Source organism: Candidatus Vondammii sp. HM_W22 (assembly GCF_022530855.2).
GTDB lineage: Bacteria > Pseudomonadota > Gammaproteobacteria > Chromatiales > Chromatiaceae > Vondammii.
This window is the reverse complement of record NZ_CP099567.1, coordinates 2,327,159-2,348,144: the sequence shown is the minus strand read 5'-3', so window position 1 is coordinate 2,348,144 and position 20,986 is coordinate 2,327,159. Positions and strand designations below refer to the sequence as shown.

Genomic DNA, 20,986 nt, shown 5'->3' with positions numbered 1-20,986 from the left:
GAATATTTCAGGATCGACTACTTATATTTGCACTTATGAGGGCTGGTTATATCTGGCGGCGATCATAGATTTATACTCACGGCGCATCATTGGCTGGTCGATGAAGCCGAGAATTACTATCGAGATCATTATGGACGCCTTATTGATGGCTGTTTGGCAAGGGCGTCCTAAACAGAAGGGATTAATACATTCAGACCAGGGCTATCAATATACCAGTAGGGACTGGCAGGATTTCCTGACAGAACACAACCTGGAATGCAGTATGAGTCGGAAAGGAAACTTGCCATGACAATGCCGTTGCTGAAAGCCTGTTTTCCTTATTAAAAACCGAATGCATTAGAAAGCAGATCTATCCGACACGTGAAGTAGCAAGGGCAGATATATTTAACTATATTGAGATGTTTTATAACTCAAAGCGGCGACATGGATTTAATAATGGGCTATCACCTGCTGAATTTGAAAGAAGGGTATTAGAGAAGCTGTTGGATGTCTATAGAACTAGGGGTTTGCCACTTTAACTATGCAAAACTATATCGAAAACGATTAAGAGTTTGGGCTCGAGTTGAGCATGTGTTTGCCCAGCAGGCCAATCGACGGGTACGTAGCGTTGGGTAAGGCAGGGCCGGCGTGAAGATAACGGGCTCTCCGGATTTGCTAGAGACTATTGGCCTTTGTCGGGTTTTTAGGGTTCCCTTAAGGTCGTTATCTATTTTCTTCTCACGGCTTGTAATATCTATCCTTGGTCCTTCCTGTAGCGGCAAGGGGCGTAAGGACTTTAGCGTTTGTTTTTTGTCGAAATTTATTTCGTTGCCTCGGATGAATATAGTTACATTACGGACTGTTACTGGAGAAGAAAATGTTCGCCTGATGTACAAAGTGGATTGGTTTGATCTCGCTACCTCGGGCATAGTGTGGTGGCGACAACACCAGAACAAGCCACCGGATTTCGAATTACCTTAGGTGTCCGGGGTGATGACATCCAGTCAAGGGTGTTGCCGTATTAACCTCATACCTCTGGCGTGATAAAATCGATCACCTTATTTCAGATGGCTTGTAACCGGAAAACCACGAAGAGAAGAGCATGACTATAGGTACCTTATTTATTGTGTCCGCACCCTCTGGTGCGGGAAAGACCAGTCTGGTGAAGGCGTTACTGAAAACAGAAGAGATGATAGAGGTCTCTGTTTCCTATACAACGCGCCCAATGCGACCGGGAGAGAAGAATAGTGTGGATTACCACTTTGTCGATCTGGAGCAGTTTACCGATTTGGTCAGGCAGGGCGCCTTCCTGGAAAATGCCCAAGTCTTCGATAACTATTATGGTACCTCGGAGGTGGGTATTCGAAACCAGCTTAACCGGGGGGATGATGTGGTCCTTGAGATCGACTGGCAAGGTGCACACCAAGTGCGTGAAAGAATGCCTAATACGGTTTCCATCTTCATTCTACCCCCTACCCTGGAGGCTTTATGGCAGCGACTGAGTGGTCGTGGCCAGGACAGTATTGAAGTGGTGGAGCGCAGGATGCGTGATGCCAGAGACGAGATGTCTCATTATGGGGAGTATGACTTTATCATCGTTAATGACGACTTCAATCAGGCCCTAGAGGAGCTTCGATCGGTTATCCTTGGGCAGCGGTTCAGGCAGTCAGTTCAGCGGGAGCGGCTCCAACACCAGTTGGCAGCTCTGCTCGCTTAGGCTATAATCATCCGTTGACTATTTCATCTCTTTTTGAAGGAATGTGAATGGTGATTTAATAATAGTGATCCAAAAAGATTTAGTTAAAACAACCGAATAATGGGTTAAAGCTAAACTTTAGCCAGATTAACTAGGGCAGCCCTTATTTTTATTTTTATCTTTACCCTTGGCAAAGCAGGTGCGGGGGGTAAATATTTCGGAGTATTCTGATGGCCCGCGTTACCGTAGAAGATTGTCTTGATCATGTTGATAACCGGTTCGATCTGGTACTTTTAGCGGCCAAACGTGCCCGTCAGCTGGCTAATGGTGCTGGCCCGTTATTGGAGTGGGAGAATGACAAACCCACCGTTATGGCGCTTCGTGAGATTGCAGCTGGCTTGGTCGACGATGAGGTGGTCAACCCACCAAAACAGGCAGAGATCGATAGAGCGTCACTCGAAGAGGGACTCGCCGTCGGCACTGGGTTCGATGCTGGCTGAGGGATGCCCAAACCGGCAACCTTTCTTCTAAAACCCAGGTCGGCAGATAGCTCATTGCTGCGACAGTCGGTTATCGGGTGGCGCAATGACTAAACCGGTTGCTAGTTGCTCCTCGAAAGATGCCAATAAGCCACGCTTTTTAATCAGTGACCTCTGTGTCTATCTTGAATCCTACCTGAAGACTGATCAGATACGGGAGGTTTACCGTGCCTATATCTTCAGTGCTGAAGCCCATGAGGGACAAAGTCGCCTGAGTGGCGAACCCTATATCTACCATCCCCTGGCCGTTGCCCGCATCCTTGCCGACATGCGGATTGATCACAAGTGTCTGATGGCGGCTATCCTTCATGATGTCATTGAGGATACCTCTGTAGGTAAAGGGCAGATTGCTGCAGCTTTCGATGATGAGATCGCAGAACTGGTAGACGGTGTCAGTAAGCTGACACAGATCAATTTCCGCTCCAGAGCCGAAGCTCAGGCAGCCAGTTTCCGCAAAATGCTGCTGGCAATGACCAAGGATATCCGGGTAATCCTCATTAAATTGGCCGACAGGCTACACAACATGCGTACCCTGGGTGTTATGCGCCCGGCGAAATGCCGCCGTATCGCCAGGGAGACGTTTGAAATCTATGTGCCAATCGCCAATCGCCTGGGCATCTACAGCATCCGGATCGAACTCGAAGAGCTGGGTTTTGCCGCCTACTGGCCAGTGCGCTATCAGGCTATCAAGGCAGCAGTGAAGACGGCGCGTGGTAACCGCAAAGAGGTGCTTGGTAATATTGAACGGGCGATTCGTGGTCGGCTGGAACAAGAAGGACTGGTTGGTGAAGTGGGCGGCAGGGAGAAGAACCTTTATAGTATCTACAGGAAGATGCGTGACAAGAAACTCTCTTTTCACGAAGTGGTGGATGTTTATGCATTCCGTATCGTTGTTGATAGGCAGGATACCTGTTACCGGATATTGGGTTCCATGCATAATCTTTACAACCCGGTACCTGGCCGTTTTAAAGATTACATTGCCATACCCAAAGCCAATGGATACCAATCCCTCCATACTGTGCTGTTCGGCCCTCACGGCATCTCCATAGAGATCCAGATAAGAACCGAGGATATGCACCACCTCTCCGAGTCGGGCATTGCTGCTCACTGGCTCTATAAATCTGAGGAGAATGAGGATAATCTGGCGCGGGCGGGCGCTTCTGATTGGCTGAAAAACCTATTGGAGTTGCAAAAAGGAGCGGGAGACTCAATAGAGTTTCTTGAGCACGTCAAATTCGATCTGTTCCCGGATGAGGTCTATGTATTTACCCCCAGAGGCAAGATCATGGTATTGGCCAAAGGGGCAACAGTGATCGATTTTGCCTATGCGGTTCACTCTGATGTCGGTGCCCACTGCGTTGCCGCCCGAGTGGACCGGCGTATGGTACCTTTGCGCACTAGGTTGCATAGCGGGCAGACGGTTGAAGTGATCACTTCGCCATCTGCAAATCCCAGCGCTTTCTGGCTCAGTTTTGTAGTAACGGCTAAAGCCAGGTCCAATATCCGGGGTTATCTGAAGAATCTGCGTGGTCAGGAAGCGATCGACCTTGGCAAGCGTCTGCTGGAGAAAGAGCTTGGTGCTTATGATCTCAAGCTGGAGCAGGTGGCCGCAGAGAAGATGGATATCCTACTGCAGGATTTTGGTTTAAAGAGTCTGGACTATCTGTTGGAAGAGATCGGCCTTGGCAATCGGATGCCCCTGCTTGTGACGCGACGGCTGGTGGATAGTGAGACCGAGATGCCGAAGGATCTTGCTGGCGACATCTACAGTAATGCTCCGCCCCTGGCGATCAAAGGCACAGAGGGGATGGTTGTAAAATACCCAAAATGTTGCCGCCCAATTCCTGGTGATGAAATTGTAGCTACTTTTAGCCCGGGCAAAGGCATTGTCGTGCATCGTCACGAGTGCAGGAATATTGGTGATTTCCGCAAGAGTGACAGCTGGCTGGATGTGCAGTGGGAAAAAGAGCCCGCCGGTGACTTCACCACAGAAATCAAAGTAGAGGTCGGCAATAAACGTGGTTCTCTAGCCACTATCGCCTCGGCAATATCCGAAATGGGATCGAACATCGAAAATATCAGTATGGAAGAGCGGGATGGACTTACCTCCACACTCCACTTTGTCCTGACAGTGGATGACCGCAAGCATGTGGCAAATATCATGCGGCGATTGCGTATGCTGAAAGTAGTGATGCGTATCTATCGCATGGACGGATAATGCCGCTATCTCCTCAGTAGCCTCTTATTTAAGACCTTCCACTGTTTGTACCTCCTGATGTCCAGATATTATTCCCCTATTTCCCCCTCGTTTTTTCGAATCTGACAAATGCAAGTCAGATAGCATGCAGAAAAATAAATTTCCTTTACGTTTATATGGAAATAAGAATATTATCCATTTTTATAAAGGAATATAGTTCCTGCCTCTCTTTGGCGCTTCTTCAAGACGCAGGCGATACCCCGGAGCAGTGCTGAGTGGATTGAAACCAACCTTTGCACGTTATCAACATACAACCTTTGCGCGTTAATTAACGTAAATAGCGCCAAAGTCAATCTAGAAAGACGAACATAGCAGGAAAACAAAATGCAACTTCCAAATTGGATGAAACTAACTTTACTGCCTATAGTCCTGGTGGGGGGATCATGCGGACAGGGTGTGCTGGCAGAGAGCATGGAGAATGCAGTGCATAAAGCGGTGGAGACACATCCGGCAATCGGGCGTATAAACGCATCCAAGCGCGCAATTGACGCAGAAGTAGATGTTGCCCGATCCGGCTACTACCCCTTAGTTGATTTCAGCGTGGGGATCGGCCGTGAAAATACCGATACTAAGTCGATCGATAATCGTTGGGAGAATCGCCGGGAAGCCAGTATTAGGCTGACTCAGCTTCTTTATGATGGGGGCGTACTGGCGGCGCGGTCAGTGCTGCAACGGCAAGACGAAATGAGGCAGAAAGTGAGGTTTTATCAAAGCGGGAGATAGTTGGGTTACGCGTGACACGCTCATATCTGAATGTGTTGAAGCTACGTCAGCTGGTCGATCAGGCAAAAAACAACGTCACGAGACACAAGGAGCTGTTGAAGCTGATCAGGCGGCGTGCAAGCTCAGGAGTATCTGCCGGTAATTCTCAGTTTCTTGCCGAGGCACGTTTGGCACTGGGACAGGCTGAACTGGAGCATTTTCAGGGTAACTTGGCGGTAGAGGAAGCAGGCTATTATGAGGTGGTGGGTGAGTTTCCATCGGCTGAGATGTCATCTCCTTTAATCGCTGGAATTCAACTACCGGAAACCGAGGCGGAGCTAGTGGCAAGCGCCTTGGAGAAAAATCCCGGGATAGTATCTATGAAATACGGTGTCTCGGCTTTTACAGCCGAGATGGGTGCGGCAAAAGCAGGATTTTTCCCGAAAATTAATTTTGAACTCGGTGCTACAAGAGACAAGGGTATTGACGGTGTAGCAGGTAAAAATAACGATTTAACAGCCATGCTTCGTCTTAATTACAACCTGTTTAACGGTAAGGCGAGCACATCACAGGTGCGACAGGCAAAAGAGTATGAGAGTGCTGCAAAAATGAAACAGAGTGAATATAGACGCTCTGTAACATTGACCGCACGTAAAGCATACAGGGACTGACAAGTGCACGTAATCGTCTACCCTTGCTGGAGGCGAACCTAAAGGCAACAACCAAAGCAATGGCAAGAGCTCGTCTGCAGTTTAAGATGGGAGGACTAAGTGCCAGTGATCTCCTCAGCCGGAGTATAGAAACTCATCAATCACAAGTGACTTACATCTCAGGACAGTATCAAGAGAAGCAGGCTGTTTACGAGATCTGTGCAGTTCAGGGAGTGTTGCTGGAAACGTTGTATGCTCAAAAAGGCGTAAGCATACAGGTTAGTAAGAGACTGCATCCAAGGTAGTAGGCGAAAAATATAAAGGAGCCTCTGATCAATTCATGAATCGACGTCTGACGGTTGAAACCTCCCGGCTCTGCGCTGAAAACGCTTGGCAATAGCCAGTGTTACCGGCAATTTTCGCCTTGATCCGGAAGATTTCAACTCTTCATCCATCCAATCCAAAATTAATTCAGAGGCTCCTTAAAGCATTCTCAATAAGGTTACCGATATGGCTGACATCATAAAAAAACATCCGACACGGCATCAATTGCAATTAATGGTAAAATAATTGCGGTACACAGCGGTGATCATATTAAGGTCAATATTAAGCTTGGTGATTTAATATGGGTGTTGGATATAGCTCAAAACGATGTGGTTGTTACGGTCGAAGGCGACAACCTGATGCTTATCCTGCCGAATGGTGCAGTAATAGTTTTGGAGGGGTATGTCGGGCTTGTCATAGAGGGAGAACCGAATAATGCACCTGAAATGAAATTTGCAGGTGGAGAGATAGTTGATTCGATTAATAGCCTACTGGACCAGCTTGAGTTTAGCAGAGAAACAGCCGTAGGCGATGATCAAAAGCCGGGCTCAGGCGATGAAGAAGTGGCCGTGTTGTCTGGGGCCAGCAGGCTGAAAGAGACGCTCAGCGCAACTGAGTCAAGTGTAACTTTGATCGATGAGCGTGATGCCACAATAGTAGGTAGCAGTAAAAAAGATAGCGGAAGAAATTCAGCAAGCACCAAGAAACCCACAGAGACTGAACGTGTGACAGTGGTCGATTCCGCCGCACCCGAAGCACCATCTGACCTGGCACTTTCATCAGCGGATGATACCGGCAGCAGTAACAGCGATGGCATAACCAAAACTACCGATAGTTTAACCATTACGGGCAAGGCCGAAGCGGGCAGTACGGTCGAGTTGTTTGATGGCACGAAGAGTCTGGGTACAGTCATAGCCGGTGGCAATGGCGATTTTAGTAAGGATGTTAATCTGGCTGCCAGTGCCAGTGCCCACAGCATCACAGCCAAGGCGACAGATGCTGCGGGTAATACCAGCGCGGCGAGTGAAGCAATCGACATCACGCTTGACACAGCGGCACCTGGTCAACCGGGCATCGAGGTTGTATCCAGCGAAAATAAACTGGTCAATAAGGATGAAGACGGTATCAACCTGGAGGTTAAGGCAACCGGCATGGTCGCCGGAGACGAGATTCAACTCAAGCTCGGTGGTGCCGATCTCGGCAGTGCCTGCAGCGTGACTGCGGCGGATATCACCGCAGGCAAGGCAACGATCAAAGTTGCTAAAGCAGACCTGGGTGCCGATGGTGATAAATCCATTACCGCGACGGTTACCGATGCGGCGGGCAATGCCAGTGCGGCGAGTGATGCAACCGATATCAAATTGGGTATAACGGCACCATCATTAACAGAAATTATTGATCCGCAAACTACAATATTCACTGGTAAAAATGGTCAGCTTGCTGTGCAATTAAAATTCAATGAAGAAATGGCGTTGGCCGATGGTAAGAGTGCCGAAATAACATTGATTATAGATAAAACAGATGGCACACAAGTGGAGATTGCGGCCAGGGTACGTCACAGCCTGTCGCTATCAGACAGTAGTGTAGGTAACGTATTTGCAGGTACTGTCTGGGAGGTGCTTACGAGTCAAGAAGTTGGGCAGTTAACGTTTTCCGGAGATTTTAATCCCTTTGGCAATACATCGATGGTCGACACAAGTAAAGCTGTTTACAGAATGACGGATGTTAATGGTGATGTTTGGTATGCCTGGGCACGACAAGATAGTGGATATCACATTACCAAGGCGGGTATAGATGGTGCTCCAACAGGCGAATGGTATTGGGAATTGTCAACTTCATCGACCGGATTTGCTTCAAGTCCAGATGAAGTTGGTGTGTGGATGCGTTCTTCCGGCGCGGCTGGAACGCCAGCTATGACGATGTTGCCATCAGGTCTTGCCTTCAGCGAGGTTGCCGGTAGCGAGACAGTCACCTTTACTACTGATAAATTAACAGAAGATGGCTTGTTTGATCGAAATGGTATTAGTGTAAAAGCGAATAGTTTGGCATTTGACCAGGGAGGACTTACGGACCTAGCCGGTAATGAGGTGAGTAAAACTATTGGTACTAAGCTATTGAAAAATCATCAGGTTGATACCCTTGCTCCTGTTATGGCACCAACTGTTGATAGTTTGATAGGCAGTGATACCACGCCGGTGATTACTGGGATGGTAGGCGATAGTGCATTGGCCACGGGCGAAGCTTTGACGGTTACTGTCAATGGCGCGACCTACGAGAATGTCTCTGTAGATGGCGATGGCAGATGGCGCGTCGATACCGGTAGTGCAACACCAAAAGCAGGCACTACTCTCGGTAGCTTCATTGATGGCACCAGCTATGAAGTTACAGCCGTTGTCAGGGATGTGGCTGGCAATAACAGCAGTGACGGCAGCGCTACTGAAATCACTATCGACACAACAGGCCCAATTTCAGGTGATGTGGGTTCAAACAGGCTAGCCGGTACTAACGTCAATGAGATCCTGACCGGCGGTGGCGGTAAAGATACCTTTGTCTACAACGGCGATGACGGTGACGACACCATCACCGATTTCAGTGCAACCGACGACACAGAGGGGGATGTCCTTGATCTGAGGGATTTGCTGGTGGGGTATGACAGCAACAGTAACCTGAGTGATTTCCTGCAGGTAACAAAATCTGCTAATGATACCGTTATCCGTATTGACTCCAATGGCACCACAGGAGGCTCCAGTTACAACGATATTTCTATCACCCTGCAAGGTGTTGATACTACGCTTGCCGATCTGGAGACTAATAATAATCTCCTTGTTATGTAAAGGGAGCCCCTAAAAACCTTCCAAAACCAGCGATAAACATAGTGACCAACTCAACCGTTGATAAAAGCCATGCAACCGAGTTTTTTGATCATCAAGACCGACTTGAATTCCTTGAGCAACTGGGAGATCCGCTGCCAAAGCTGGAAAGGACCGTAGGATGGGAGGCTTTTCGGGTATTGCCGGGCTCATTCTACAAAAACAGTAATCCCAGTAAAGGCGGGCGTCCACCTTGCGATGCGGTACTGATGTTCAAGATGTTGGTCCTACAGCATTTGTTCAATCTGTCCGATGATCAAACAGAGTTCCAAATACAGGATAGCTATAGTTTTTGTCGTTTTCTTGGGCTGAGTCCGGAGGGTAATGTACCCGATGTCAGAACGGTTTGGGTATATCGTGAGTACCTGAAAGAACGGGATCGGGTGCGCTGCGCATTGCCGCAGTCAGATTCATCTCTGTGCTCCAATTATCAGAATAATGCCTCTCTACTTTGGTGCGGCGGGTAAAAGGTATTCGTAAAATGATTTAGAATTTAATAAAAGTTGACTGTGCTACAAAACAAGGATAGAACCCCCGCCTGTTTTTTCGAGCATGAGGAAGCGGTTCCTGTCCTGCATAATAATACCTGCAAGAACGTTTGCAATCTTCTGCTTCGAGAATGATGGAGTGTTGCCAAGTGAATGAAGCGGTTTCCGTCGAACACCCGGTAAACGACGATGACAGTTATCAGGAGAAGGTTCCTCCGCACCTTGACGTGAACGTTGATGAAGAGCACCCACCTCTTTTACTTGCGCTTGCATTTTTGACTCGCTATTACAAACGTCCATACTCTCCTGCCGTGCTTAAGGCGGGGCTTCCTGAAACGAAAAAAGAGTTTGATCATCGGTTATTCATACGTGCGGCCAAACGGGTGCGCTTGAATGCCCGAGTGGTTCGACGGAAGCTGAAAGAGCTATCATCCTTTTTGTTGCCGGCCGTGCTGATCCTTGAGGGACAAGGGGCTTGCGTTCTGCTTGATTATACTGACTCGGGTGACCCTGAAGTTGTGCTGACTGAGATAGGAGAGGGAACTCAACAGATAAGTCGCAACGAATTGGAAGCGCTCTATACTGGTTATGCTATTCTCGTCCGTCCCGATTATCGTTTTGGCTCTGAACGGGAGAGAGTTGAGATAGACAGGGGGAAAAACTGGTTCTGGGGCACACTGGCTAAAAGTGCAGAAACCTATTCCCAGGTGCTCATCGCGTCGGTGATGATCAATCTGTTTGTCCTGGCCAGTCCGCTCTACATAATGAATGTTTATGATCGTGTTATACCCAACAATGCAACTGAGACGCTTTGGGTTTTGGCCAGTGGTGTAACGCTGGTCTATCTTTTTGAGTTCCTGATCAAAACCCTACGTGGTTATTTTATCGATGTGGCGGGAAAAAAGGCCGACATCATATTAGCCAACTAGATATTTGATCAGGTGCTGAACATTAGAATGGGAGAGAACAAACTTTCATCCGGGGCTTTTGCGAGTGAATTGCGTGAGTTTGAATCACTGCGTGAATTTTTCTCATCGGCGACATTGACGACACTGATAGATCTTCCATTTTCTCTCTTGTTTATTGGCGTTGTCTGGCTGCTGTGTGGGCCGCTTGCCTATGTCCCACTGTTAACGATTCCTCTGATGCTGGTTGGTGTTCTTCTGGTTCAGATACCGCTCAGAAATATAGTGAAGAAATCAGTGGTGGAGGTGGAAGATAAGATAAAGCACGGCACCCTGATAGAGGCAGTGACCGGACTGGAAACGATCAAAAGTGTACGTGCCGATGGCCGAATGCGCCAACTATGGGAAAACAGTGTCGGCATCACATCAAAATATGGGCAAGCCTCCAGGCTGCTCTCCCAACTGGCCATCAACTACACAGCAATGATAATACAGCTCTCTACTGTGATATTGGTGGTCTATGGCTCTTTTCGCACAATGGAAGGTGAGATTACCATGGGTGTGATGTTTGCCGCGGTAATTCTCAATGGACGAATACTGGCTCCACTTTCTCAGATTGCGGGAATTCTTGTGCGGCTGGATCGCTCGATGTCTGCATTGCGAGGGCTTGATCGTGTAATGAAACAGCCGGTTGAGCGCCTGGATGAAGCGGATTTTCTTCATCGGCCAAAGCTAAAAGGGAGTATCGAGTTTCGCGATGTTTCTTTTGTTTACCCCGGTGAAGAGATGGCTGCTCTGAATAACCTTAATTTTACTATTGAAGAGGGAGAGCGTGTCGCCATTATCGGTAGAGTGGGGTCGGGGAAAAGCACAGTAACAAAGCTGTTGCTCAATCTTTATCCTGTAAATACAGGTTCTATATTGGTGGATGGGACGGATATCAGGCAGATCGACCCGATAGATTTAAGGCGCAACATTGGCAGTGTTCCCCAGGATGTCTTTCTTTTTATGGGGTCGATCAGAGATAACATCAGTATTGGGTCCCCCCATGCGCAAGATGAAGAGGTGTTGCAGGCGGCACGCCTCGCCGGTGTGGATGACTTTATCCGGCAGGACCCCAAAGGTTATGATAAAAATATAGGTGAGCGGGGGCAGGGATTATCAGGGGGGCAGCGTCAGGCTGTTGCACTGGCGCGCGCACTTCTTCATGCTCCGGGAATTCTTCTATTCGATGAGCCGACAAACTCCATGGATACCCAGGGAGAAGAGTTGCTGAAACAGCGCCTTGAACGTCTTGTTAATCGTAGAACTCTGGTGTTGGTAACCCACCGTTACTCTGTATTGACGCTGGTTAATAGAATCATTGTTCTCGATGGCGGACGGGTCGTGATTGATGGGCCAAAAGATAAGGTATTGGCGGCCCTGAGTTCGAGGAAGATAGTTATTCCAAAAACTGAGTAAAGCGTAATTTTCTCGCTTCAGACTTTCTTCGGAGATGATGGGGTGTCAATGTAATATCTACTATTCCCGTGTGACAAAGATGCGAATAATCACACTATCTATTTTGGAAAGGGTTGGGGTGAACGAATTGTTAATGAGTGCCGGTAGGAAATTGGAATAAGAAGGTCCAATGAGGAGGCAAACGCCAAAGGTTAAATACGGTGATGCAGAATTTTTGTCCGATCTCAGGTCGGCTGCTTTGCAGGGGCCTCGGTTCGCCTACAGTATACTGCTTATGGTTGTCGTGCTTTTCTTTATTACTCTGATCACTTGGGCTTACTATTCCGAGATTGATGAGGTGACTAAAGGCCAGGGAAAAGTTATTCCATCAGGTCATCCGCAGATTGTTCAAAATCTGGAAGGGGGTATTGTTGCCGAAATCTTGATCAGAGAGGGTGAGACCGTTCAGAAGGGAGATATTTTGCTGCGCATTGATGATACACGTTTTAGTGCCGATTTTCGTGAAAACAACAATGCCTACCACAGCCACTTGGTAAGAGCCGAGCGGCTGAGGGCAGAGTGAGAGGGTAGAAAACTCAATTTCAGTTTTCTGACCCAGAGTGGCGAGAAAGATTATGCTGAGTTGATCCAACGTGAAAAAACACGCTATTTATCACGAAAGATCGAACTTGATTCAAGCCTGGGGGTGGGGGTGTTGCGCAGTCAGCTTAGTCAGAAGCAACAAGAACTTGTTGAGTTGAGGCGAAGAGAGCAGCAGCTACAAGTTAGCTATGCATCGGCTGCAGAGCAGGTTACTATCGTGCAGCCCTTGGTGGGAGAAGGTGCTGCTTCCAAAGTAGAGCTCCTGAAGTTGCAACGTGAGGTTAATGATATAAAGGGCACAATGGAGGCGACACGCCTCTCTATTCCCCGCTCAAAGGCGGCTATTTCCTAGGCAAGACAGCGTCTATCCGAAAGGGGTGATGGCTTGAAATACGGCTTTGAATGAGCTGTCAGAGGTCAATTCAAAAATTGAAGCCTTTAGGGAAATCCTGACACGGGCCAAAGATAAGGTAAGGCGTACAGAGGTGCGCTCCCCCCCTGTTAAAGGCATAATCAAACAGGTGATGATCAATACCGTTGGCGGTGTGGTTAAGCCGGGGATGGATCTGGTGGGAATTATACCCATTGAAGACAATCTGCTTGTTGAAGCGAAAATCAGGCCTTCCGATATTGCCTTTCTGCACTCTGGATCAGGATGTGATGGTTAAGATAACCGCCTATGACTTTTCTATCTATGGGGGGCTGAAGGCTACTCTGGAAGGGATAAGTGTAGACACCATAGAAGATCAGATAGAGCGGAATCAGAGTTATTATAAAATCCGAGTCAGAACTGAAAAAAACTATCTGGGTACAGCAAAAAAACCTCTCCCGATTATGCCTGGAATGGTGGCTGAAGTTAATATATTGACCGGGAAAAAGAGCGTGTTGGATTATCTGCTGAAACCAATATTAAAGACTCAGCAAAATGCCCTGCAAGAAAGATAGGTGCCCTCTTTGTGGAGCCTCATGAGTTTCCAGACGGGCGCTAGTTGGGGATTGAAATAAACAGAATAAGGGATAAACTTCATATTCTATTCATATTTTGATACTAACGGTTAAGGAATTACCATGGGACGCGAGATTATTCGCACCGACAAGGCACCTCAGGCTGTTGGAACCTATTCCCAGGCGATCAAGGTGGGCCTCACTGTCTACCTATCAGGGCAAATCCCCCTGGTGCCCGAAACCATGGAGATGGTTGAAGGCGATATTGAAATCCAGATTCGCCAAGTGTTCGATAACCTCAAGGCGGTAGCTCAGGCTGCGGGGGGCGATTTCAAAGACGTGGTTAAACTGAACGTATTTCTTACCGATCTTTCTAACTTCCCGGTTGTTAACCAAGTGATGTCAGAGTATTTCGACGAACCCTATCCAGCTCGCGCTGCTATCGGTGTGGCGTCGCTGCCTAAAGATGCCGGTGTTGAGATGGATGCGGAGCTAGATCTGGGTGGTTAAGGCTCCGTGCCTTGCATTGTCTCCTTGAATCGGTGATGAGGATGAGGGTTTGCGGTGCTCCTAGAGATAAATTCTTTGCCAGATCCTGCGTACTGATGGATTGGCGTTTTCACACAAGGTGAGGGACGCACTGGTGTGGCAAAGATATGGCAGAGGCCTGTATCGATCCCCGATTGAGCAATGATCTGCACTATTTCTCGGGTGATTTCATAAGTACCTCGCCCTCGGATTTTCATTGTGATCTGCACGTTGGGTCTTCATCGTTATACAGAGACGTTGTAATCCCCCCGAAAAGTAATCGAGTTTTTAAGTAGAGACTTTTATGATGTTAATCAGAGGAAGTTTTTATGAAGAAATCGAAGTTTTCGGACAGTCAAATTTTGTCCATCTTGAAGCAGCACGAAGCCGGTGTTTCGGTGTCAGAGCTGGCGTGCGGGCACGGGGTTAGCACGCCACTGATTTATCAGTGGCGTACCAAATACGGTGGAATGGATGCCTCCCTGATGAAAGAGGTCAAAGATCTACGTGCTGAGAATGCCCGACTTAAGAAGATGTACGCAGAAGAGCGGATCAAAGCGGAACTGCGACAGGAAGCCCTTGAGGGAAGTTGTAGCGCCATCTCGTCGAAGGGGGATGGCGAAGCACACCGTGAGCCGTGATGGTATCAGTATCCGTTTAGCCTGTATTACTTTTGGTATCAGTCAGACCTGTTACCGATATGAGGCTAAATACTCTAGTGAAAACAGGCCGATTGGCTATTGCGACTGAGACAAACGCACAAGCGTTGGGGCTTTGGTTTGTGCTTTCTGTATCTACGCAATGTGAAAGGCTATGGCTGGAACCACAAGCGGGGGTATCGCATTTATCGGGAGTTAGAACTTAACCTTTGGATTAAGCACCGAAAACGGATCAAACGGGATTATCCCGGGGAATTGGATGTGCCCAAGGCAAAGAATCAAGTCTGGTCGATGGATTTTATGTCAGACCAGCTTCGTGGTGGGCGCCACTTCCTTACGTTCAATGTGATGGATGATTACAACCGTGAAGGGCTGGGAATTGAAGTGGATTTATCACTACCTCATCGCGCGTGGTTCGGGCGCTAGAGCAAATCATTGAGTGGCGTGGAAAACCAGCGGCACTGCGGTATGACAACGGGCCAGAGTATCCTAGTCAAACCCTGGTGAACTGGGCGAATGCGCCGAATTACCTTGCTGTATATCCAACCGGGTAAGCCGACACAGAATGCCTGTATTGAGCGGTTTAACCGCACAGCGAGGCATGAAGCGTTATAGTCAAATCTGGTGTTTAGCCAGTTGAATCAAGCGGCGACCTGATCGACTCCTGCTACCTCAACACCCTCTTTAAATTTGATTCCGGTTATCACCTTCGCCAGATAATCGAAACCCCGTAATCGTCTCCACTTCTTCTCGGCACACCGGCTGAGTTTGAACATCATGTGTAGCATGCCGTCACGCGATAGGCAGCCCTTGGAACGCCTGGTTCGATGGCGGATTGTCCCGAAGGTGGATTCAATCGGATTGCTGGTCCGAATGCTCTGCCAGTGCTGTGCAGGAAATTGATAGAAAGCCATCAGTTCCTCTCGGTCTTTGTGCAGACAGATGGCAGCCTTCGGATACTTTGGCTCATACGTTTTGATAAACAGATCAAAGGCCTTTTCCGCATCGGCCTGGGTCTCCGACTGCCAGATGTTATGCAGTGCTTGCTTCGCTTTCGGCTGAGCTGACCTTGGCAGGCAGTTCAGCACGTTCATGGTCTTGTGCATCCAGCAGCGCTGCTGGCGCGTCTCCGGATACACTTCCTCCAGCGCAGCCCAGAATCCGATGGCACCGTCACCGATCGCCAATTTGGGCGGGGTCAGTCCGCGTGACTTCAGTTTCAACAGTACCTCCCGCCAGCTCTGTGTGGACTCCCGTACACCATCCTCAATTGCCAGAAAATGCTTCTCACCACGCTCATTCACGCCGATCACCACCAGGGCACACAGCTTCGTCTGCTCTGCTCTCTGTCCGCTGTAGACACCGTCTGCCCACACATATACACCCAATGGTCCTTATCCAGGCGCTCCTCGCACCAGCTCCGATATTCTTCTGCCCAGACCTGCTTCAGACGCGATACCCTGCCGGCCGACAAGCCTGTTGCATCCGGAACCACCAGCACTTTCAGGGCTCCCCCCATCTCTCCACTGGAAATCCCCTTCAGGTAGAGCCACGGCAGCGCCGCTTCCAGTGACTTCGTCTTGCGTACATACGGCGGCACCAGAGCTGATCGGAACGTCACCAGCTTGCCGGTCTTCGCGCGAACTTTGGGGATCTTGACCGTGACCGGCCCCAATCCTGTCTGCAGTTTACGAGCTGGCAGGTGACCATTACGCACCACACCCACCTTGCCATCCTCTGTCCGTCGCTCGACGTGCTCCGCCAGCAGCTCGGCTTCCACCGCCTGGTAGATCAACTGCTCTGCACCGCTTCTCGGCAACTCTGTCAGCGGATCGATAATCGTATCTCGACCTGCCAGCTTAACAACGTTATTCTTACTCATGGTGGCGTATCTCCAATGGTTGTTTTGATGTCTCGCAACAACAAATCAACCAGATACCCCGCTCTTTTTCAATTCCTTTCAAACAACACTTTCAGTTATAACTCAGGCATGAATGGTTGGACATGCACCTGTTTGAGAGCATTGCGCATGCCCGGTTATTAGCCACTCAGTGGCTTTGGCAATACAATAACGAAAAGCCACATATGGCCATTGGAGGAGTACCTACGAGGCAACTGCTAAAGGCAGCTTAACCCTCTATTTAAAACTCAGGTTATAAATGGGGGGATTACAACATCGCCTATTTTTTCCTGAATAGAGGCAATTTTTCCTTTGAGCCTGTTCTCTTTACCAATCCGGATATCGAGCTTGAGTGAAGAGTAGATCCTGTTGCACCCGGCTTTTTCCAGTATCGCATAGGCATTTTCAACCAGCGCCATGGCATCTTTCAGTGTTGGCGTCTCTATGATGGTGCCCATAGGGGTGAGCTGGTAATCTGCGCCGCTCTCTCTGATCATCTTGATGACCTGGCTTACGTAGGCGCTGACGCTTTCTCCCTTGTCGGTGGGGAACATGGCAAATTCCAAGAGGACTGACATTTGGTATACTCCTTTATCTGAAGACATTCTGAATGTCTCTATCAATAGTACTACGAACAGCATTAATAGTACTACGAACAGCATTGTTCTATCGTTATTCTATATATAGTGTAGGTTTAAGGTGAGAAATAACACTCTAACAGTCCCGCTTTTGGTTTTATTTTATCGGGAGGTAGGTTGCTGATAGATCTCCGATGGTAATTTCAAAAGGCCCGGGTTTGAAAAATATGCCAACAGCACAAGGGGTGGATGCAACGCCCGTTACAGCATTAAAGGGGGTTGGTCCCCGTAATGCGGAGAAGCTGGCCAAGATCGGTATTATGACAGTTCAGGATATCCTTTTTCACCTGCCTTTCCGCTACCAGGACCGAACCCGGATTATGCCTCTGGGCAGCTTGAGACCGGGTGATCAGGCGGTGGTGGAGGGCGTGATTGATGCTGCCGGTATTCGTTTTGGCCGCCGTCGCTCCCTCTTGATCAGATTGTCGGATGGAACAGGGTCTATCACGCTGCGCTTTTTTCACTTCTCTGCAGCCCAGAAAGCAAACCTTTCCCGTGGTGTCAGATTGCGCTGTTTCGGAGAGGTTCGTAATGGCCCGGCGAGTTTTGAAATAGTTCACCCTGAGTATCAAAGAATAGATGATTCGGCGATGGAGGAGTCTCTGACGCCTGTCTACCCAACTACTGATGGCATGCATCAGCTGACATGGCGAGGCATGACGGAAAAAGCATTGGCCCTTCTGGGGGAAGATACGCTACCTGAATGGCTTCCCGATGAAATTCTCAACCGCTTCAAGTTACAGGATCTTGCAAAGGCTATTCGCTATCTCCACAGCCCGCCACCGGATGCCGACCAGCATCTGTTGCTGGAGGGACTGCACCCGGCGCAACAGCGACTTGCCTTTGAGGAGCTGATGGCCCACCAACTGAGCCTGCGAGTGATGCGTCAGCGACAGCGGCGTATCGATGCGCCTGCTCTGGCTGCAAAAGGTGAGCTGAGAAGACGATTTCTGAAGATGCTGCCGTTCACATTGACCCAAGCACAGCAACGGGTGGTAGAGGAGATAGACCATGACCTGGGATTGCACCACCCAATGATGCGGCTGGTTCAGGGTGATGTCGGGTCTGGAAAAACAGTGGTTGCCGCTTTGGCGGCGATACAGGCAGTGGAGGCCGGTCATCAGGTTGCGCTCATGGCGCCGACTGAGTTGTTGGCAGAGCAGCATCTGCAGAGTTTCAGAGTGTGGCTGGAGCCTCTGGGACTGGAGGTGGCATGGCTTACCGGAAGGCACAAAGGCAAGGCTCGGGAGAAGGTGCTGAAGGAGATAGCCGATGGCACCGTCAGGGTCGTAGTGGGTACTCACGCACTGTTTCAGGAGGATGTGCTGTTCGATCGGTTGGGTCTGGTGATTATTGATGAGCAGCACCGTTTTGGCGTTCATCAGCGGATGGCCTTGAGGGAGAAGGGGCGGCAAAATGGGAGAGTACCCCACCAGTTAATTATGACGGCTACCCCCATTCCACGAACACTGGCGATGACAGCCTATGCGGATCTGGATATATCGGTAATCGATGAGTTGCCGCCAGGGCGAAAGCCGGTGGTGACGGTGGTCATTTCTGATTCACGCCGTGATGAGGTGGTGGTACGGGTACGTAATGCCTGCCTGGAGGGACGGCAGGCCTATTGGGTCTGTACCCTGATCGAAGAGTCGGAAGTGCTGCAGTGCCAGGCGGCAGAGGATGCGGCGGTGTTGCTAAAAGAGGCATTGCCAGAACTGAAGACAGGTTTGGTCCATGGGCGGTTGAAGCCTGCCGAGAAAGAGGCCGTGATGGCGGCTTTCAAGTCAGGTGAACTGAATCTTCTGGTGGCTACCACGGTTATCGAAGTTGGTGTGGATGTGCCCAATGCCAGTCTGGTGATTATAGAGAACCCGGAGCGATTGGGGCTGGCACAACTACACCAGCTAAGAGGACGCGTCGGCCGTGGGGCTCAGAAGAGTCATTGTGTGCTTATGTATCATCCACCTCTCTCCGGAAATGCCCAGGAGCGCCTGGGCGTCATGCGTGAGACCAGCGATGGTTTTGTTATAGCCCAGAAGGACCTGGAACTGCGCGGCCCCGGTGAGGTGTTGGGTACCCGACAGACAGGGGAGATGCAGTTCCGTATTGCAGATTTAATGCGCGATCAATCGCTATTGGAAGAAACGAAGGGGGCGGCGGAGCAACTGTTGCAGCGTTCTCCAGAGCGGGTTAGACTGCTTTTGAGACGTTGGATCGGGGAGAAGCAGCAATATATCGATGCCTGAGGGTCGAGAGAGGGAGAAAGGGTGATTAAAATCAGCGATAATGGGGTTTTGATTTTTACAGAGTCTTTTGTTGAAACAGATCAATTACAATCGATCGGGTCAGGAGCTCCGTTGGGCGGAGTGGCAGCAACTGCGTTTCTATCGGGTACCGGCTGATATTGAGGGCTGGCTGAGAGATACAGGGTCTCTTACGGCTCGGCTGAAATCCGTCTGCAAAGAAAGTTTTCGAGTTCGTTTGCTGCGGCAGGAATGGGGGCGTCCTCTCTACAGTGAGCAGCGATTGCTGGGAATGAACATGGGTGAGATTGCCATTGTTCGTGAAGTTGAGCTGATCTGTGATGGAACGCCCTGGGTTTTTGCACGTACCTTGATTCCTGCCCGAAGCCTGCGTGGTCCTGCGCGCCGATTATCCATGCTGGGTGAAAAGCCACTAGGTGAGGTGCTGTTTGCAGACCCCCGAATGACCAGAGGGACCACTGAGATGGCCCGGCTCTCCAAGCAGCATAGGTTGTACGACGTTGCCACAAAGGGTCAGGCCTGGAAGAGGAATGAGATATGGGGGCGGCGGACCCTGTTTCATCTTGCCGGACATCCTCTGCTTGTGAATGAGATCTTTTTGCCGGAGGCGATCGGGAATTCCTGATGAATCAACCACAAATAAAGGTCGAGCTGAATCATGGCCCTTCCCCTATGATGAGGCGGCTTTCCAACTACATAAAACTGGTTCGGTTGGACAGCCCCATTGGTATTTTTCTGTTGCTGTGGCCTTCGCTCTGGGCTCTGTGGATAGCCGGTGAAGGGCAGCCGCGCTGGGGTGTAGTGGTCATTTTTATTTTAGGGGTCGCACTGATGCGCTCCGCCGGCTGCGCCATTAATGACTACGCAGACCGGAATTTTGATGGCAAGGTGAAGCGTACCAGTAACCGGTCTATTGTAATGGGGCGGGTAAAGCCCAAAGAGGCACTGGCAGTTTTTGCCGTCTTGAGTCTGATCGCATTTGGTCTGGTGTTGTTGCTCAATGTCGAAACAGTATTGATGTCAATTGTGGCGATGATTTTGGCAACCCTTTATCCTTTTATGAAGCGCTATACCCATCTGCCTCAGTTGGTGCTGGGTATGGCTTTTGGCTGGGCCGTGCCCATGGCCTACATGGCGCTGACGGAAACAATCCCCCCTGTTGCCTGGCTGCTTTATCTTGCAGCTGTCATATGGGCGCTGATCTACGATACTGAGTATGCCATGGTGGATCGGGAAGATGACATCAGAATTGGTGTGAAATCCACAGCTATTCTGTTTGGTGAGTATGACCGTATTATGATTGGTCTGCTGCAGGTTTCCATGTTGGGACTATTGCTGCTGGCCGGTAGTAAAGTGGGGCTCGGCTGGTTTTACTACACCAGTATTGCCGTTGCCGGACTGCTGTTTCTTCGCCAGCAGCATCTCATCAGAGAGTGTGATCCAAAGGGTTGTTTTCTCGCCTTTCAGAATAACAATCTCCTGGGGATAGTGATCTTTATCGGTCTGTTGGTTGATTATCTGATGGTGTAATAAGTGTTGAATCGCCCTGCAACCCCTGGTAAACCTTCGTAAAGATTTATCCCGAGTTGAGTTGCTGTA

Annotated in this window: 15 protein-coding genes and 6 pseudogenes; 19 read left to right on the top strand and 2 right to left on the bottom strand. The window is 49.4% G+C overall.

The annotated features are described in order from the left end of the window. Positions 1 to 19 precede the first annotated feature (19 nt). The 15 genes and pseudogenes from MN084_RS12965 to MN084_RS12880 all read left to right on the top strand — a co-directional run. Positions 20 to 518 (top strand): annotated as a pseudogene (locus MN084_RS12965) (IS3 family transposase); the annotation flags it as partial. A 563-nt stretch (positions 519 to 1,081) separates the two neighbouring features. Beyond that, positions 1,082 to 1,696 carry a guanylate kinase gene (gmk, locus tag MN084_RS12960; protein ID WP_241086101.1) on the top strand — a complete coding sequence of 205 codons (615 nt, stop codon included), beginning with the start codon at positions 1,082 to 1,084 and terminating at the stop codon, positions 1,694 to 1,696. A gap of 209 nt (positions 1,697 to 1,905) precedes the next feature. Beyond that, positions 1,906 to 2,175, top strand: a complete 270-nt coding sequence (gene rpoZ / locus MN084_RS12955; RefSeq protein ID WP_241086102.1) for a DNA-directed RNA polymerase subunit omega — start codon at positions 1,906 to 1,908, stop codon at positions 2,173 to 2,175. A gap of 85 nt (positions 2,176 to 2,260) precedes the next feature. Then, positions 2,261 to 4,432 carry a bifunctional GTP diphosphokinase/guanosine-3',5'-bis pyrophosphate 3'-pyrophosphohydrolase gene (gene spoT, locus MN084_RS12950; RefSeq protein WP_241086103.1) on the top strand — a complete coding sequence of 724 codons (2,172 nt, stop codon included), beginning with the start codon at positions 2,261 to 2,263 and terminating at the stop codon, positions 4,430 to 4,432. Positions 4,433 to 4,795: 363 nt separating this feature from the next. After that, positions 4,796 to 6,128 (top strand): annotated as a pseudogene (locus MN084_RS19810) (TolC family protein). A 324-nt stretch (positions 6,129 to 6,452) separates the two neighbouring features. Next, positions 6,453 to 8,981 (top strand): Ig-like domain-containing protein, encoded by a 2,529-nt coding sequence (locus tag MN084_RS12930; RefSeq protein ID WP_330178087.1) that lies wholly within the window; start codon positions 6,453 to 6,455, stop codon positions 8,979 to 8,981. A gap of 41 nt (positions 8,982 to 9,022) precedes the next feature. After that, the gene (locus tag MN084_RS12925) at positions 9,023 to 9,484 is read left to right on the top strand and encodes a transposase (protein ID WP_241086105.1); all 462 of its coding nucleotides are present in this window, start codon (positions 9,023 to 9,025) and stop codon (positions 9,482 to 9,484) included. Between the two features lie 170 nt (positions 9,485 to 9,654). Continuing rightward, positions 9,655 to 10,434 carry a cysteine peptidase family C39 domain-containing protein gene (locus MN084_RS12920; protein ID WP_330178086.1) on the top strand — a complete coding sequence of 260 codons (780 nt, stop codon included), beginning with the start codon at positions 9,655 to 9,657 and terminating at the stop codon, positions 10,432 to 10,434. Positions 10,435 to 10,461: 27 nt separating this feature from the next. Next, the gene (locus MN084_RS12915; RefSeq protein ID WP_241086107.1) at positions 10,462 to 11,871 is read left to right on the top strand and encodes an ATP-binding cassette domain-containing protein; all 1,410 of its coding nucleotides are present in this window, start codon (positions 10,462 to 10,464) and stop codon (positions 11,869 to 11,871) included. Positions 11,872 to 12,136: 265 nt separating this feature from the next. After that, a pseudogene (locus MN084_RS12910) lies at positions 12,137 to 12,380 on the top strand (HlyD family type I secretion periplasmic adaptor subunit); the annotation flags it as partial. A 113-nt stretch (positions 12,381 to 12,493) separates the two neighbouring features. Further along, positions 12,494 to 12,805 (top strand): hypothetical protein, encoded by a 312-nt coding sequence (locus tag MN084_RS12905; RefSeq protein WP_241086109.1) that lies wholly within the window; start codon positions 12,494 to 12,496, stop codon positions 12,803 to 12,805. Between the two features lie 46 nt (positions 12,806 to 12,851). Then, the gene (locus MN084_RS12900; protein WP_241086110.1) at positions 12,852 to 13,121 is read left to right on the top strand and encodes an HlyD family efflux transporter periplasmic adaptor subunit; all 270 of its coding nucleotides are present in this window, start codon (positions 12,852 to 12,854) and stop codon (positions 13,119 to 13,121) included. Further along, complete coding sequence (locus tag MN084_RS12895; protein WP_330178085.1) at positions 13,111 to 13,398, top strand: hypothetical protein; 288 nt, start codon at positions 13,111 to 13,113, stop codon at positions 13,396 to 13,398. Before MN084_RS12900 ends, MN084_RS12895 begins: the two co-directional genes overlap by 11 nt. A gap of 123 nt (positions 13,399 to 13,521) precedes the next feature. Continuing rightward, positions 13,522 to 13,908: a RidA family protein gene (locus MN084_RS12890; RefSeq protein WP_241086112.1), complete on the top strand. Its 387-nt coding sequence runs from the start codon at positions 13,522 to 13,524 to the stop codon at positions 13,906 to 13,908. Between the two features lie 347 nt (positions 13,909 to 14,255). After that, positions 14,256 to 15,197: pseudogene (locus MN084_RS12880) on the top strand (IS3 family transposase); the annotation flags it as partial. Between the two features lie 29 nt (positions 15,198 to 15,226). Here the strand turns inward: MN084_RS12880 and MN084_RS12875 are convergent. Beyond that, positions 15,227 to 16,467: pseudogene (locus MN084_RS12875) on the bottom strand (IS256 family transposase). Positions 16,468 to 16,571: 104 nt separating this feature from the next. Here MN084_RS12875 and MN084_RS12870 point away from each other — a divergent pair. Further along, positions 16,572 to 16,718 (top strand): annotated as a pseudogene (locus MN084_RS12870) (integrase core domain-containing protein); the annotation flags it as partial. Between the two features lie 15 nt (positions 16,719 to 16,733). Here the strand turns inward: MN084_RS12870 and MN084_RS12865 are convergent. Further along, positions 16,734 to 17,063, bottom strand: a complete 330-nt coding sequence (locus MN084_RS12865; protein ID WP_241086114.1) for an MTH1187 family thiamine-binding protein — start codon at positions 17,061 to 17,063, stop codon at positions 16,734 to 16,736. A 227-nt stretch (positions 17,064 to 17,290) separates the two neighbouring features. On the opposite strand from MN084_RS12865, the gene recG reads away from it, so the two are divergent. From recG to ubiA, 3 genes are all read left to right on the top strand, one after another. Next, a complete protein-coding gene (gene recG, locus MN084_RS12860; RefSeq protein WP_241086562.1) occupies positions 17,291 to 19,369 on the top strand; it encodes an ATP-dependent DNA helicase RecG in 2,079 nt (692 codons plus the stop codon). Between the two features lie 70 nt (positions 19,370 to 19,439). Beyond that, on the top strand, positions 19,440 to 20,012 hold the full coding sequence (locus tag MN084_RS12855) for a chorismate--pyruvate lyase family protein (RefSeq protein ID WP_241086115.1): 573 nt from the start codon (positions 19,440 to 19,442) through the stop codon (positions 20,010 to 20,012). Beyond that, positions 20,012 to 20,917, top strand: coding sequence for a 4-hydroxybenzoate octaprenyltransferase (gene ubiA / locus MN084_RS12850; RefSeq protein WP_241086116.1), 906 nt, complete (start codon positions 20,012 to 20,014; stop codon positions 20,915 to 20,917). Before MN084_RS12855 ends, ubiA begins: the two co-directional genes overlap by 1 nt. Positions 20,918 to 20,986 lie beyond the last annotated feature (69 nt).

Bases quoted from the DNA above. Each gene is read 5' to 3' on its own strand.
- MN084_RS12865 (WP_241086114.1), bottom strand. From the start codon at position 17,063: ATGTCAGTCCTCTTGGAATTTGCCATGTTCCCCACCGACAAGGGAGAA.
- MN084_RS12890 (WP_241086112.1), top strand. From the start codon at position 13,522: ATGGGACGCGAGATTATTCGCACCGACAAGGCACCTCAGGCTGTTGGA.
- recG (WP_241086562.1), top strand. From the start codon at position 17,291: ATGCCAACAGCACAAGGGGTGGATGCAACGCCCGTTACAGCATTAAAG.
- gmk (WP_241086101.1), top strand. From the start codon at position 1,082: ATGACTATAGGTACCTTATTTATTGTGTCCGCACCCTCTGGTGCGGGA.
- rpoZ (WP_241086102.1), top strand. From the start codon at position 1,906: ATGGCCCGCGTTACCGTAGAAGATTGTCTTGATCATGTTGATAACCGG.
- MN084_RS12915 (WP_241086107.1), top strand. From the start codon at position 10,462: ATGGGAGAGAACAAACTTTCATCCGGGGCTTTTGCGAGTGAATTGCGT.
- ubiA (WP_241086116.1), top strand. From the start codon at position 20,012: ATGAATCAACCACAAATAAAGGTCGAGCTGAATCATGGCCCTTCCCCT.
- spoT (WP_241086103.1), top strand. From the start codon at position 2,261: ATGACTAAACCGGTTGCTAGTTGCTCCTCGAAAGATGCCAATAAGCCA.